At 68.6% G+C, this 14,569-nt stretch carries 14 protein-coding genes; 5 read left to right on the top strand and 9 right to left on the bottom strand.

Going from position 1 to position 14,569, the window contains the following annotated elements; all coding sequences use genetic code 11:
* The first annotated feature begins 17 nt into the window (after nt 1-17).
* Nucleotides 18-1,718 (top strand): serine/threonine-protein kinase, encoded by a 1,701-nt coding sequence (locus tag BM199_RS20885; protein WP_091674982.1) that lies wholly within the window; start codon nt 18-20, stop codon nt 1,716-1,718.
* Nucleotides 1,719-1,739: 21 nt separating this feature from the next.
* Here BM199_RS20885 and BM199_RS20880 read toward each other — a convergent pair whose 3' ends face one another.
* Both BM199_RS20880 and BM199_RS20875 read right to left on the bottom strand, forming a co-directional pair.
* Entirely contained in the window at nt 1,740-2,933 is a 1,194-nt protein-coding gene (locus BM199_RS20880) for a beta-1,3-glucanase family protein (RefSeq protein ID WP_091674981.1), read from the bottom strand.
* Nucleotides 2,934-3,064: 131 nt separating this feature from the next.
* Nucleotides 3,065-4,639, bottom strand: a complete 1,575-nt coding sequence (locus BM199_RS20875) for a dolichyl-phosphate-mannose--protein mannosyltransferase (RefSeq protein ID WP_091674980.1) — start codon at nt 4,637-4,639, stop codon at nt 3,065-3,067.
* Nucleotides 4,640-4,743: 104 nt separating this feature from the next.
* On the opposite strand from BM199_RS20875, the gene rsmI reads away from it, so the two are divergent.
* A complete protein-coding gene (gene rsmI / locus BM199_RS20870) occupies nt 4,744-5,589 on the top strand; it encodes a 16S rRNA (cytidine(1402)-2'-O)-methyltransferase (RefSeq protein ID WP_091674979.1) in 846 nt (281 codons plus the stop codon).
* 77 nt (nt 5,590-5,666) lie between these two features.
* Here the strand turns inward: rsmI and BM199_RS20865 are convergent, their stop codons facing one another.
* Complete coding sequence (locus tag BM199_RS20865) at nt 5,667-6,221, bottom strand: QsdR family transcriptional regulator (RefSeq protein ID WP_091674978.1); 555 nt, start codon at nt 6,219-6,221, stop codon at nt 5,667-5,669.
* An 87-nt stretch (nt 6,222-6,308) separates the two neighbouring features.
* Between BM199_RS20865 and BM199_RS20860 the strand changes: the two genes are divergently transcribed.
* Nucleotides 6,309-7,265 (top strand): quinone oxidoreductase family protein, encoded by a 957-nt coding sequence (locus BM199_RS20860; RefSeq protein WP_091674977.1) that lies wholly within the window; start codon nt 6,309-6,311, stop codon nt 7,263-7,265.
* Nucleotides 7,266-7,287: 22 nt separating this feature from the next.
* On the opposite strand, the gene BM199_RS20855 is transcribed toward BM199_RS20860, so the two are convergent.
* Complete coding sequence (locus tag BM199_RS20855) at nt 7,288-8,586, bottom strand: aminodeoxychorismate synthase component I (protein ID WP_091674976.1); 1,299 nt, start codon at nt 8,584-8,586, stop codon at nt 7,288-7,290.
* Nucleotides 8,587-8,644: 58 nt separating this feature from the next.
* On the bottom strand, nt 8,645-8,878 hold the full coding sequence (locus BM199_RS20850; protein ID WP_091674975.1) for a hypothetical protein: 234 nt from the start codon (nt 8,876-8,878) through the stop codon (nt 8,645-8,647).
* Nucleotides 8,879-9,215: 337 nt separating this feature from the next.
* Between BM199_RS20850 and BM199_RS20845 the strand changes: the two genes are divergently transcribed.
* On the top strand, nt 9,216-10,400 hold the full coding sequence (locus BM199_RS20845) for a helix-turn-helix domain-containing protein (protein WP_177242715.1): 1,185 nt from the start codon (nt 9,216-9,218) through the stop codon (nt 10,398-10,400).
* 54 nt (nt 10,401-10,454) lie between these two features.
* Nucleotides 10,455-11,456, top strand: coding sequence for a glycoside hydrolase family 183 protein (locus BM199_RS20840; RefSeq protein WP_091674973.1), 1,002 nt, complete (start codon nt 10,455-10,457; stop codon nt 11,454-11,456).
* Here BM199_RS20840 and BM199_RS20835 read toward each other — a convergent pair.
* The 4 genes from BM199_RS20835 to BM199_RS20820 all read right to left on the bottom strand — a co-directional run bounded on the left by BM199_RS20835 (nt 11,453) and on the right by BM199_RS20820 (nt 14,548).
* Nucleotides 11,453-12,034 carry a glycoside hydrolase family 25 protein gene (locus BM199_RS20835; RefSeq protein WP_091674972.1) on the bottom strand — a complete coding sequence of 194 codons (582 nt, stop codon included), beginning with the start codon at nt 12,032-12,034 and terminating at the stop codon, nt 11,453-11,455. The genes BM199_RS20840 and BM199_RS20835 overlap by 4 nt on opposite strands.
* Nucleotides 12,035-12,108: 74 nt before the next feature.
* On the bottom strand, nt 12,109-12,876 hold the full coding sequence (locus BM199_RS20830) for an ABC transporter permease (protein WP_091674971.1): 768 nt from the start codon (nt 12,874-12,876) through the stop codon (nt 12,109-12,111).
* Nucleotides 12,866-13,867, bottom strand: a complete 1,002-nt coding sequence (locus BM199_RS20825; RefSeq protein WP_091674970.1) for an ATP-binding cassette domain-containing protein — start codon at nt 13,865-13,867, stop codon at nt 12,866-12,868. The genes BM199_RS20830 and BM199_RS20825 overlap by 11 nt, the downstream gene beginning before the upstream one ends.
* Before the next feature lie 81 nt (nt 13,868-13,948).
* Nucleotides 13,949-14,548: a PadR family transcriptional regulator gene (locus BM199_RS20820; RefSeq protein WP_091674969.1), complete on the bottom strand. Its 600-nt coding sequence runs from the start codon at nt 14,546-14,548 to the stop codon at nt 13,949-13,951.
* Between the last annotated feature and the right edge of the window lie 21 nt (nt 14,549-14,569).

The following is a 14,569-nucleotide window of genomic DNA, read 5'->3' as shown; positions in this document are numbered from 1 at the left end:
CAGCGAGGGAGCGAGGGGTGGATTCATTCGCGAGCTCGTTGCTGGTGCTGGCCTATGAGCTCTTCGCCCCGGGTTTCTGCCCTGGGGACTGGGTGTGGGCGACCAGCACCGCCGGGGCGCTGATCGCTCTCTTCCCGGTACTCGGCGCGGTGACCGTCGCGATCATCCGCAAGGGCACCGGCAACCGCTACAACGCGGTGACGATCTCCGTGTTCGCCGGAATCGCCGTGCTCTTCGTGTTGCTGCTGCCACTACTCCTGATGAACGGCATCTCCGGGATCTACCGGGCGGCGTTCTCCGGTGATCCGACCGGGCTCGGCGGCAACGGCGACTCGCTGAAGACGGAGTTGTGCGGTTTCGTCGGAGTTCAGTCGGAGTACCTCGGCGGCGGGCAGAACGTCTACGAGGTGCTGTTCTACCCGTCGAACGACGCGCTCGCCTATGGCTACTACCTGGGTGCGCTGGTCGGTCTTCCGCTGCTGGCCCTGCTGTTCATCGCGCTGCAGGCGCGCTCCGCGTTCCGCCGCGGGCCCAGCTGGCCGGGCCGCTTCTTCTGGGGCTCCTTCGTCGCACTGTTCTTCCTCTCCGTGCCGGTCGAGGCCAATACGGCTGTGCACCTCTGGCTCGGCTTCCTGCCGATCACGGTGCTCGGCATCATCCCGGTCGCGCTGATCGGCCCACCGAGCTGGAGCGCAATCAAGCGCTCGGAGCAGCAGCCGGAGCGGCCACCGGAACGCCCCCAGCCGCCGCCCTACGTGCCACCGGAGCCCGAGCCCGCACCGCCGCCGCAGCCCCCGAAGCAGTACCCGCCGACCTCGGTGGCGCCCGCCGCGCTCGCGGCCGCCCCGGGCCCGGTGCCGTTGCCGCCCGGAGCGGGGCAGTCGGGCAGCAGCCGCTACCGCCGCGTCCGCAGGCTCGGCCACGGGGGCTTCGGCACCGTGTGGGAGGCCGTGGACAACCAGCTCGGCCGCACCGTGGCGCTGAAGATCGCGCACGCTCCCGACCGGGACACCGAGGAGCGCATGCAGCGCGAGGCGCGGGCGCTCGCGGCGCTGAACCACCCCAACTGTGTGCGGGTGTACGACCTGGTCGAGGAGCCGGACGGGCTCGCGCTCGTGATGGAGTACCTGCAGGGGCAGCCGCTGGCCACCGTCGTGGACTCCGCGGGCGCGCTGGACGACATCGCGGCAGGCAGGCTGTGGGCGACGATGGCCGGAGCGCTCTCCGCCGCCCACGACAAGGGCGTGCTGCACCGGGACGTCAAACCGTCCAACATCATCCTCGACCCGGCGGGGCTGGCGCACCTGATCGACTTCGGTATCGCCCGCAGCAAGGGCGACTCCACGATGACCGCCACCGGAATGATGATCGGCACCCCGGACTACGTCGCGCCGGAGACAGCGGCCGGGGCCGCGGCCAGCCCGGCCTCCGATGCCTGGCAGCTGGCCGCGACCGTCAGCTATGCCCTGTCCGGCACCCCGCCGAGGGGGACGCGGGAGACCCCGATGGCGGCACTCATGGCCGCCGCGCGGGCGGAACCGCCGTCCCGGCTCCCGCGCCGCAGCGTGCATGCCCGGCTGCTGATCGCGTCGCTCGATCCGGAACCGCGCAACCGGCCGACACTGAAGTCCGTGCAACACGAGATCGAGGGCTGGTTGTCCCGGTCCGGGACATCGGCCGACGGCCCGGTGACCCGGATCGTGCCCCGGATCCGCTAGTTGTCGTCACGCGGCACCAGGTCAGAACGGCGTCAGGGTCACGGTGAACCGGGACGGGCTGCCGTCCTGGACGTAGGAGGCGTACTCCGCCACGTCGTCGTAGGCGAAGCCGTACGCCCGCCCGTCCACTGTGTTGGCGTGCATGATTCTGGCGTAGTGATTGGTGACGGGATCACGGTAGAAGGAGCCCGCGTCGGTCGTCGGCTGGTCGGCATGGCTGTGCAGTGTCGACCTGTTGAGCCCGGCGGCGAGAATGGCTCCGACAGGGCCGGTGATTCCGTCGTTCGGCGAGGTGAGTGCGCCGTCGCAGAACAGGACGTCCCGGGTGCTGGGCCTGGCGAATGGTGCGGTTCGTTCGCCGCCGTCGCTGAGGAATGTGAACTGGTCGGCGGAATCCACCCTGCCCGTGAACAGTCCCCTGTTCGTCCGGATCCGCAGGTCGGTTCCGCGGTAGGTGTGCCAAACCTTGTCCACATAGGAACGGTAGTAGCCGCTGTCGAACCGGCCCGCGTCCAGCCCGTGACCCGGTGCGAGAACGCGCAGGTCGTCCACCACAAGTGACGAGAAGCCAGCCTGGGCCCGGATCTGGGAGAAGATCTTCTGCCTGCCGCCGGCAACCAGCGTTCCCGTCGTCTGGAAACGGGAACCGTCCAGCCTGATGGCGAGCGGAACGCTGAACTGGTCGACCATCGTCGTGTTGCAGTACATGCCGGGATTGAGATCGCCGACACCCGGCGCGACATAGGTGAACTCGACGCTGTCGTGCAACAGCCGGAAGTTCGGATCGGACTCGACCCAGCCCGCCGGGTACTGCAGTGCCGGATTGCCGTTGCCGTCGGCGACGACCCTGAACTTCAGTTCCCCACCAAGGGCGAAGTAGATCCGGCCGGACATGCTCGGCAGGCTCAGCATGGTCTCGCCCGAGCCGGCCAACGGGATCGCGTAGTCGGCGAAACCGTCGGAGCCGTTGTCCGACAACGACACCGGAACCAGTCGGCCGTCGGCGGTCACCCGAGACTGCGTCTTCGTCTCCAGATCGGAACCGACGATGTACATCCGGATGGAACCGTTGCCGAACTCGCCGGAGTTGTTCACCACGGTGAGCGGAAGGCCTGCCTGCGCGGATCTGCGTCCGGGGCTCGCCCACGCGGTGGCTGTGGGCGCTGCCAGCGCCACTGCTCCGAGACCGGCAAGGAACGCTCTGCGACCAACCATGGCAAAACCCTTCGTCGGTGAAGTGGTCTATACCACCGTCGTCGGCTTTCTCGATTCCGGCAATAGGCGTATCAGGTGACAAGCCTGTCGCGTTTTGTCAGCCTCGTTCGCCGAGAATTGTCAGTGGCGGTCTATTTCCACGACGGCAGCCACAGTTGCGACTGCCAGTGGTCGTTCGTGATCGAGTCCCCGTTGAGGATGGGCCACAACCAGACGAAGTTCGCGACGACCAGTCCTGTGTAGAGGGCTACCGCGAGCAGACCTGTCCCGCGTCTTTCGACTCCGGCTCGAGCCCTGCCCAGTATCTGGCCGAGCGCCAGTGTCAGGCCGAGTATCAGGAACGGCGCCATCGGGGTCGCGTAGAAGAAGTACATCTGCCGGTCCAGGTTGAGGAACCAGGGCAGCAGGCCGGCCAGGTAGGCGACGAGCACGGCCGCGTAGCGCCAGTCCGCGCGGAACACCGAGCGCCACAGACCCCAGCCGATCATCGGCAACGAGAGCCACCACAACGCGGGTGTGCCAATCAGCATCGTGGCCCGCACACACTCCGACTGGCCGCAGCCTGCCGCGTTGTCACCGTTCTCGAAGTAGTAGAGCATCGGCCGCAGGCCCATCGGCCACGTCCACGGCTTCGACTCCCACGGATGCGGATCGTCCTTCGGTGTGGACAGCGACTCGTGGAAGTCGAGCACGTTGAACGTGTAGCTCAGCAGCGAGCGCAGTGCGTTGGGCACGAAGCCGAACGGGCCCGCGGCCACGTTCTCCATCTCGACGTAGTTGCGATCGGTCGCCGTCTCGCTGGCGAACCAGGCCCACCAGGTGCTCAGGTAGGCCAGCACGGCGATCACGCCGAGATTCCACATCGCGGGGCCGAGATCGCGCCGCAGCGCCCCGAGCCAGGGCTTGCGAACTCCGGCCGCGCGCCGGGCGGCGATGTCGAAGGCCACGCACAGCAGACCGAACGCGACGATGTAGTACGCGCCCGACCACTTGACGCCGGTGGCGAGACCGAGCAGCACTCCCGCGCCGAACCGCCACCAGCGGAAGCCGAGCCGGGGACCGTAGGGGCTCTCGTCGACCCAGCCCTCACGTACGGCGACGGCCAGTCGTTCCCGCACCTGCTCGCGGTCCATCAGCAGGCAGCCGAACGCGGCGAGCACGAAGACCGTGATGAAGATGTCCAGCATCCCCATGCGGGACTGCAGGTGCAGCACACCGTCGCAGATGACGAGGATCCCCGCGACGCCGCCGAGCAGCGTCGACCGGGTCAAGCGTCTTGCGATCCTGATGGTGAGCAGGATTATCAGGGTGCCGACGATCGCCGCGCTGAAGCGCCAGCCCCAGCCGTTGTAGCCGAACAGCCACTCGCCGACGGCGATGAGCTGCTTGGCCACCGGGGGATGGACCACGAGTTCGTAGCCCGCGTTGTCCTCGTACCCGCCGTTGCGCAGCATCTGCCAGGCCTGCGGGACGTAGTGCTTCTCGTCGAAGACCGGCGCGCCCTTGTCGGTCGGGAAGCCGAGGTTCTGCAGTCGCACGATGCCGCCGATGGCGGTGAGTACGAGCGTGACGATCAGGGCGCGGGCCCGATCGCCTGGCATGGGCCTGCCCAGTAGGGTCGCCTCGCGATCGCTCGGTGGTCGCGTCGACGGCTCCGGATCCGGACGTGCCCCGTCCCCGGACGTGCGGGTCAGCAGCGCGGTCACGAGGAGAGATCGTAGGCCCCGCCGTGTGAGATCGTCGTCCGTGCCTCGGTACCGCGATCGCGCGCTAGCCTGGATCGGTACCGAGAACAACGCGAGGAGTGCGAATGAGCAGCAGGCCACCGGCCGGTGGGCTGGTGCTGGCCGCCACCCCGCTCGGTGATATGGGGGACGCGTCCGCGCGGCTCGTCCAGGCGCTGGGCTCGGCGGACGTCATCGCCGCCGAGGACACGCGGCGCCTGCGGTCGCTGACCACGGCACTCGGTGTCACCCCGGCAGGCCGGGTGGTGAGCTTCTACGAGGACGTCGAGGTGGCCCGCCTGCCGAAGCTGCTGGGTGCGCTGCGGGACGGCGAGACGGTGCTGCTGGTGACCGACGCCGGCATGCCGAGCGTCTCCGACCCCGGCTATCGGCTGGTGGCGGCGTGCGTCGAGGAGGACCTGCCGGTCACCTGCCTGCCCGGCCCTTCCGCGGTCACCACCGCGCTCGCGCTGTCCGGGCTCCCTTCGGACCGCTTCTGCTTCGAGGGCTTCGCCCCGCGCAAGAGTGGGGAGAGGGCGCGCTGGTTCGCCGGACTGGCGGGCGAGGAGCGCACCACCGTGTTCTTCGAGTCACCGCACCGGCTCGCCGTGACGCTCGCCGATGCCGCGAAGGCCCTCGGCGGGGACCGCAGGGCCGCGGTGTGCCGGGAGCTGACCAAGACCTACGAGGAGGTCCGCAGGGGCGGGCTCGCGGAGCTCGCGGACTGGGCGGCCGACGGTGTCCGCGGGGAGATCACCGTGGTGCTGGCGGGCGCCGAGCCGCGCGAGGTGAGCATGGCGGACCTGGTCACCGAGGTGCGCGACCGTGTGGCGGCGGGCGAACGGATGAAGTCCGCGGCCGCCGAGGTGGCCACGGCCGCAGGCGTCTCCAAGAAGGAGCTCTACGACGCGGTCCTCCAGTCCCGCCCCTGACCCGACTTTGCACTTCCGGGGCCCGAGTTGGCAGTTCCGACGGTCGAATTTGCAGTTCCTGCGGGCTCCCTTCGAAGTCAGCGCAGCAGGGCGGCGACTGCCTCCCGCGCCTTGTCTGCGTCGGGCTGCCCGCCGGTGATGACGTCGGTGTAGATGAACGACTCGGCGATCCGGACCACCAGGTAGGCGAGGTCCGGCACGGGCAACGGCGGTGTCAGGTTGCCGAGGTGCACCTGCTCACGGATCACCTCGGCCAGCTTCGTGATCGTGCGCTGCTGGACGCCGCCTGCCTTCGTGGTCAGGACCCGCAGCGCCCGTTCCGGCTCCGCGCGGAGGAAGCCGCGGAACGCCTCGTCGGCGTTCACCGTCGCGGCGAACTCCCCGACGGTGGCGGCGACCAGATCGGCGCCCGTCTCGGCGCGCGCACGGTAGCGGCGGTCGAAGACGGGCTCGGCCAATGACCAGAGGATCTCGCCGAGCAGCTGGTCCCGGTTGCCCACCCAACGGAAGAGCGTGGCGCGGCTGACCCCCACCTCGGCGGCGAGGTCGCGCATGTCGATGCGCCTGCCCGCGAGGAACCAGTCTCGGGCAACCGCGTGGGCGCGGGCGGCATCGGGACGGGATGGTGCCACCGATGAAACATATCACTTGTATGTCTCATCGCTGATTGAGACATATGTAGGATCGTCTCATTCGAGCGAGAAGGGTGTGGTCATTTCATGCGTGCTGTGCAGGTCACCGAGTTCGGCGGGCCCGAGGTGCTGCGGCAGGTCGAACTGCCGGACCCGGAGCCGGGCGAGGGGCAGGTCCTCGTCGACGTCACCCATGCCGGAGTGAACTACGCCGACACCCACCAGGCGGAGAACACCTACCTCGCGCCGAGCGAGCTGCCGCTGGTGCCCGGCGGTGAGGTCGCCGGAAGGACCGGCGACGGCAGGCGGGTCGTGTCCCTGATCGACGGCGGCGGTTACGCGCAGCGCGCGGTGGCGGATCCGGCGCGGACATACGACATTCCCGACGGCGTTGACGAGCTGACCGCCCTGTCCTTCATCGTGCAGGGCACGACCGCCTGGATGCTGCTGCGCCGCAACGCACACCTGCGTGCGGGTGAGTCGGTGGTCGTGCACGCGGCAGCGGGCGGTGTCGGCACGATCGCGGTGCAGCTCGCCAAGGCCTGGGGCGCGGGCAGGGTCATCGCCACGGCGAGCAGCCAGGAGAAGCGCGACCTCGCGCGGAGCCTCGGCGCGGACGAGGCCGTGGACTCGCGCGCGGAGAACATGACCGCGGCCCTGCGTGCGGCCAACGGCGGTGAGCGCGTCGACATCGTCCTGGACATGACCGGTGGCAGGGTCACCGACGAAAGCCTTGCGGCACTCGCCCCGTTCGGCAGGCTCGCGTTCTTCGGAATGGCCAGCAGGGAGCAGCCGAAGCCCGTCGTACTGCCCACCCTGCTCAAGCACTCCACCACCGTGTCCGGGATGTGGCTGCCGCACGCCTTCACCCTGCCGGGCAACGTCTTCGGGGAGGCCATGTCCGAACTGTTCGAGCTGGCCCTCGCCGGTGACGTGCGGGCGATCTCGGGCGGGGTGTTCGGGTTGTCCGAGGCGCGTGCGGCGCACGAGGCGCTGAGGTCCCGCGGCACCACCGGAAAGCTGGTCCTCGACACCAGCAAGTGACGGGCGTGGGGTGGTGGTTGGGTTAGGGGCGAGGTGGTGTCCGCAGCAGTTCTTCGAGCGGAGCCGCCTTGTGCAGGCATTCCTGCCACTCCGCGGCCGGGTCGGACTCGGCGGTGATGCCACCACCGACCCCGAGGAAGACCCTGCCGTCGTGCAGTTCGAACGTCCGGATGGCGACATTGAACTCGAGCCCCGCAATCGGCGAGACCATGCCGACCGCACCGGTGTAGACACCGCGCGCGACCGGTTCCAGCTCGGCGATAAGGTCCAGTGCGCGCAGCTTCGGCGCGCCGGTGACCGAGCCCGGCGGAAACGTGGCGTGGAGCAGGTCGGCGTCGTCGTTGCCGACTGCCAGTGTGCCTTCCACTGTGGACTCTAGATGCCACACGCCGGGTGCGGGGGTGACGGTGAGCAGGTCGGGCACGTGCACGCTCCCGGTCTCGCACACGCGGCCGAGATCGTTGCGCACCAGGTCGGTGATCATCACGTTCTCCGCGACGTCCTTCGTGGACTCGCGCAGGCGGGCGGCCAGCAGGTCGTCGCCGGGGCCACGACGTGGCAGGGTTCCCTTGATCGGCGTCGAGCGGACGGTCCGGCCGGAGCGGGCGAGGAACAGTTCGGGCGACAGCGAGGCGACGGCGCCCCACTCGCCCGACAGGTAGGCCGCGCGCCGGGGCCGCATCCGCCGGACACCCTCGGCGAACAACTCGGCAGGGCAGCCGTCGAAGGTGCTCTCGAACCGGCTGCAGATGTTCGCCTGGAACAGCTCACCCGCCTCAATGGCCCGCACACAGGAGCGGACCGCGTCCTCGTGCAGCGTTGAGTCCGGCCGAGCCAGTCGTGCCGGTGTCCAGCCGGTCGGGACGGGAACCGGCCCGGCCAGTAGCTCCTCCAGTTCGTCGGCGAGGTCGGTGGGCTCCGGCTCGTCCGCCGGTACCAGAGCCTCGAACCACCATTGCGCTCGTGCGTCGAGCCGTAGCACGTGATCGGCCCAGCCACCGATGGCGGCGGGCAGCGGCGCGCTTCGGCCCTCCGGGTCGCTGAGCTGGTAGGAGAGGTAGCCGAACCAGCCGCCGCCGACCGCACCGTCGGTGGAGCCCGGCTCCACGGTGACCTTCCGGGCCACAGCGGCGAAGGCGTGTCCGGCGTTGTCGAGCGGTGAGGTCGCGAGGCTGGGTACGAGAACCGCACGGGAGGCGAACCACTCGCCGGACAGTGCGGCGGGCGCGGGCAGGCCACGGGCACGAGCGCGCGCCTCGAGCAGGAGCAGCGCCCGTTCCGGGGAGACCTCCGAGCGCAGGACCCTGCGCACCAACCGCATGTCCACATTGTCGCCTTACCGCCTTGGCGACCTTCGGCCCGTACGGTCGAAGCGTGGATCAATGGATCGCGGGCGGATCCAGGACCTCTCCCTCAAGCACCACGGCGTCACGTTCGGCCGCGCGGGCGAGTAGTTCGTCGCCGAGTTCGGCGAAGTTCCGCCCGAGCAAGCGCAAGGGGTCCGGGGGCAATTCGCCGCCATCCTGTTGCGCCATGATCTCGACCACCACCGTGCCGAGGTTGGAGTTCACCCTGCGCAGGCGAGCGAGGAGTTCCCTGTCGCGTTCGATCACTGCGGTCCGTCCTGGTGTTCGCGGTGGACGTCCTCGCAGGCGTGGCAGTCGTAGATGTGCGGTGAAGGCCGGTTGGCTTCCTCCGAATGCTCAAAGCCGCACAGCAGTGTCATCATCGCATTGTCTGCTGGTGGGACGGCCATTGGGATGCGATGTCGCAGACCGCCGATAATCGGGCGGTCGACCAGGGCCGGGTCGACCGCCCGAGCAGCTCGTCGGCGCACTCTGTCTGTCCAGAACATTCACCGCTCCGTTCGTTGGTCTTGGACATGTCGCAGCGTGCCGCCGTATGGAAGGCTGGAGGGACAGCGAAGGGACAATCGCGAGCGGAGTGACAATGACTGAGCAGGTCGGCGTCGGGGACCGGTTGCGCCAACTTCGCAAACTGCGTGGACTCACACAGCACCAGCTTGCTTTTCGCGCGCACTTCTCGTTGTCACTCGTGAAAAAGGTCGAGCAGGGTGCCGTTCCGCCGAGCGCGGCCTTCGTCGCCGGAGCCGCGCGGGCGCTCGGACTGCGCCCGTCGCACCTCTATGGCACCGACGAGCGGGAGATCGTGGAACAGCCCGCAGGCGAACTCGCCAACCTCGGCGCGCTGCGTACGGCGCTCGATGCCTACGACGATCCCGCCCCTGAGGGACCGGCGCTGCGGCTGGAGCCGGTCCTCGGCCGCCTCGCCGCCGCTGCCCACCATGTGTACGGACTTCGGTACGCGACGGCCGCGCACGAACTGCCCGACCTGCTCCACCAGTTGTATGTGCTGGCCGAGCAGCCCGGACATTCCGGCGAACGGGCGCGAGCGGCACTACACGATGCGTACCGAATGACGGCCACCGTGGCCGGACGCTTCCGGCAGGCGGACCTCGCCGCCGTCGCGTCCGAGCGGCACATCCGGCTCGCGCCGGAGACGGGCGACCCGCTGCGCATTGCGATCAGTGCCTATCACCGCTCCAGTGGGCACCTGCAGCACGGCGAGTACGCCTCCGGGCTCGGTGTCATCAGTCGCGCTCGGGAGCATGTCGGCACGCGGCGGGCGGGGCGCGCACTGACCGTGCAACTGAACTTGCGTGCCGCCGTGCTGGCAGCCAGGGCAGGCGACCGGCAGCAGGCCGACGGCTTTCTCGACGAGGCGAGGGCGCTGGCCGAGCAGTTTCGGCCACCCGAGACTCCGTACTACAACATCGATGCCAGCGCGACGAACATCGCGGTGCACTGGTGCGCGGTCCCCGTGGAGTACTACGACGGCACCGAAGCAGTGGGCCGCGCCGCGCGGGTACACGTTGTCGATCCACGTCGACCGGAGCGAGTCGGTCACCACCACATCGACATGGCCAGGGCATGGGCCCTGCACGGCGACCGAACGGAGGCTCTGGCGCAACTGAATGCCGCCCGTCGAGTCGCCCCGCACAACACCCGCCACCATCCGGCCGTGCGGGAGACGGTTCGCGCCTTGGCGAGCGCTGAGCGAGGCACGACCGACTCGCTCGCCCGATTCGCCCGGTGGGCCGGAATTCGGGTCTGATGCCGCGATCTCGCCAACCGGCGAGCCACGTGCGCACTGGGTAGCGTCGCGACCATGTCCGTTCGGCTCGTACCAGAAGTGACCACGCAGATCGCCACGGTGACCGGGGCTGGTTCGGTCAACCGCACCGACGAACGGTTCGGCATTCTCGCGACCGACCTCGGCATCCTCTGGGACGGCGGGGACGGCAGGGTGTTCGTGCTCTTTGGCGACACCTACGGCCGTGGCTGGGGCGGGAACGGCGCCGGCCCGCCGGACGCCGACTGGCGGTGCAACGTGCTGGCCTTCTCCAGCAACCGCGATCTGGACCGGGGGCTGCTGCTCGACGACGTGGTGGCCCGTCCGGACGGGGGAGCCACCCAGGTCATCGCCTCGGGCAGCGGCCGGGAGGCCACGATCATCCCGAACAGTGGCATCGCCGTCGACGGGAACCAGTTCGTGCACTACATGTCCGTGCGCGAGTGGGGCCGCCCGGGAACCTGGCGCACCAACTACTCGGGCGTGGCCGTCTCCACCGACGGCGGGGTCACCTGGGCCAAACCGCGTGCCGCGCGCTGGTCCAACAAGTGGGGCAGGAACAGCCGGTTCCAGATCGGCGCCTTCGCCCGTTCCGGCGAGCACGTCTACCTGTTCGGCACGACGCAAGGACGGTTCGGACCCGGGTACCTCGCCAGGGTCCACACAGCGGACATTCTTCGGTCATCGGCCTACGAGTACTGGACCGGCCGGGAATGGGCCGGTCACGAGTCATCGGCGGTACCGGTGCTGGACGGTCCGGTGGGGGAGCTCTCCGTGGCGTACAACGTCCACTTCGGATGCTGGCTGGCGATGCATCTGGACGAGGACCGGGCCGCGATCGTGCTGCGCGCAGCTGAGGAACTCACCGGGCCGTGGTCTCCGGGCGAGGTGGTGGTGTCCGGCCGGGACCATCCCGCGCTCTACGGCGGCTACCTGCATCCCTGGGCCCTCGACGGGCCGGATATCTACTTCCTGCTCTCCCAGTGGGAGCCGTACAACGTCTTTCTCATGCGCAGCAGGCTGATCCAGGGAGACTAGAGAAGCACGTCGGTCAGCGTGAAGGGATAGACGAGCGCGTCCCGGCCGTGCTCGTGCTGGTGCAGCCCGAGTCGGGCATGGAACCAGCCGGGTCTGCCGGGAATCCCGTTGTGCCGGGCCAGCCAGAGCACCACCTCGGAGTCGGCCCACTTGTCCGGGTGAAACGCGTGCGACCACTGCTCGAAGTCGGCGTAGACAAGTACGCGGCGGATGCCCGTGGCCTGGCGGACCGTCTTGATCCAACTGCGGATGAATCGATCGTCCACTCCCTCCACCCGGACGTCCAGCGCCGGTGCGAGGGAGCCGGGGGCGAATGCACCGAGCGGTTTCGCGATCCGGACGAAGTGCTCGGCCTGATCCGGCGCTCCACCGGGACGGGCGAAATGCCGGCCACCCGTATGCAATCCGGCCTGCTGAGCGCCCCCCAGGTTCCGTGCAGCGGCTGGATCGCTCCAGTTGGCACTCTCGGTGATCGTGATACTGGCGAAGTTGACACCGTCGGCGCGAACGGCGTGCCAGTCGTCCACCACCTCGTGGTGGGTCAGATTTATCCCGCGCGCCGGGTCCTGCATGGTCATTGTTGTGAGGCTATCCCTGTTGACGCGTCGAGGCGGGACAAACGCGCCAACAGGGATAATCGGTATCCGACTGTTCAGGCGTTCTCGCGCTGGAACGTTCTGGCGCCCCACAGCACCGCGAGCACGGTCATCACCAGAAGCAGTAGCCCTCCGGTGAACAAGGTGTCCATGCTGATGTCGCCCCGGAACACGGCTCGCTCGGCGTCGACCACATGACTGAACGGGTTGATCCGCGACAGGTTGTACAGCCACGCCGGAGCGAGGCCGACGGTGATCGGGATGAGGATTCCCGACAACAGCAGCAACGGAATCAGGATCGCGTTGAGCAGCGCGGGGAAGGCCTCCTCGCTCTTCAGTCGCAACGCGAGCGCGTACGACGAGGACGCCAGCGTCACGGCGAGCAGGCCGACCATGACCAGGCACAGCACGATCCCGCCGATGGGCGCACGCAGGCCGAAGACGAGGTACGCCAACACAATGATGATCACCGCCTGGGCGATCGCCTGCACGGCGTTCACGCCGACCTTGCCCAGCAACAGGGCGAGTCTGCTGGCCGGGGTGACCCGCAGCCGTTCCACAACGCCGGTGCGGTACTCCGCGAGCAGTCCGAAACCGACGAACGAGCTGCCGAACAGCGCGATCATCACGATCAGCGCGGGAGTCAGGATCAGCCAGACATCGCCGGGCGGAAAGCCGGGTGTGCTCTCGACGATCCGCTCCATCAACGGGCCGAACAGCACCAGGTACAGCAGCGGTTGCATGATCTGGATCAGTAGCCACGCCGGATTGCGGAGCGACACCGTCATGTCCCTGCGGAAGATCAACCACATGTCACGCCACATGGGACACCTCCGAAGAGGACGCGGTCTGGTTGCCGGTGCCCGCTTCGGCGTCGCGCAGCGAACGGCCGGTGAGCGTGAGGAACACGTCGTCGAGCGTGGGGCGATGCACCTGCATCGAGGTCATCACCACTCCGGACGTGTCCAGCGCGCGCAGTAGTTCCGGCAGGGCCGTGTCGCCACGTGGGACCCGGAACCGCACGGTGTCCTCTGTGGTCGTGACCTCGTGCGCACCTTCGAGCTTGGCCGCTGCCTCGGCGGCCCTCGGTACCGACTCCGCGGGCACGCCGATCGTCACCCCGTCACCGGAGACCCTGGCCTTCAACGAGTCCGGGGAGCCTTCCGCGACGATCTCCCCGTTGTCGATGACCAGGATCCGGTCACACAGTGAGTCGGCCTCGTCCAGGTAGTGCGTGGTGAGGAACAGGGTGACCCCGTGCTCGGCCCGCAGCCTGCGGATGTGGTCCCAGAGGTTCGCCCTGCTCTGCGGGTCGAGTCCGGTTGTGGGCTCGTCGAAGAACACGAGCTTCGGATCGTGGATGAGGCCGAGGGTGATGTCGAGCCTGCGCCGTTGGCCACCGGAGAGCGTTTTGGTCAGCCGCTGGTCCAGGTCGGCGATGTCGAGCCGTTCGGTGAGTTCGGCGCCCCTGCGGTGCGCGTCGGCCTTGCTCAGCCCGTACAACCTGCCCTGCAGTTCGATCTCCTCGCTCACCTTGCACTCAGGTGCGGTTCCGCCGCCCTGTGCGACGTACCCGATTCGCTTGCGGACCCCGAGGGGGTCACGTAAGAGGTCACAGCCGGCCACGGTCGCCGCACCCGAGGTGGGCCGCAGCAGGGTGGTGAGCATGCGCAGGGTCGTCGTCTTGCCCGCACCGTTCGGCCCGAGGAAGCCGACGAGCTCGCCCTCGGCGACATCGATGTCCACCCCCCGGACGGCGTCGACGGTCCGGCCCCGGGCGGCGAACCGCCGCGCGAGGCCGCGTGCCTTGATCATGGAAGTCCCTAAGGTATTCAAATTTGACTAGTTGGTGACGTCGACACTGTGCCCTACGCCTCAACGTTTGGTCAAACTTGACTAGCTGGGAGACTTCGGCGGGTAGGACGCGGGGTCGGTGTCATCGGCCATCGCGTACTCCCCGGCGCGCAGGCGCTCGATCAGGTCGTTCGTCCAGGTGCGGGCGGCCTCGATCTGGCTCAGCCACATCCGGTAGAGCGCGTTGACGTGCTCCGGCTGGCCCCAGTCGGAGCCGTGCAGGAGCACGGCGTCGAGGTTGGCCTTCTTTCCTTCGAGTTGCGTGAGGCGATAGGTGAGCAAACTGATCGCGCGCTCACGGGTCAACGCGGGCAGGAACGACAACGCGGCGGCGAGGTCGGTGCCGCCGCTGTCGTCGCGCACCTCGGCGAGCATCGTCTGCAGGAGCCGGTCGAACTGTGCCTCGCCCGAGGCGGTCACCCGGTACGCGACGCGATCGGGGCCCCCGGGCTCGCCGGTGGGCTCCACCAGCTCCAGCAGTCCTTCCTTGGTCAGCTTCTTCAGTGCGTGGTAGATCGAGCCCGGCTGCACGTTCGCCCATTTGTCCGCGTTCCAGGACAGCAACTCCTGCCGGACCTGATAGCCGTGGGCCTGCCCGTAGATCTGGACGACGCCGAGCACCAGTAACCGAGTCGCCGACACCCGTCGCCTCCGCTCCCTCGT

Origin of the sequence: Amycolatopsis marina (assembly GCF_900111885.1) — a bacterium.
In the GTDB taxonomy this organism is placed as follows: Bacteria; Actinomycetota; Actinomycetes; order Mycobacteriales; family Pseudonocardiaceae; genus Amycolatopsis; species Amycolatopsis marina.
This window is presented reverse-complemented; position numbering and strand designations above follow the sequence as displayed.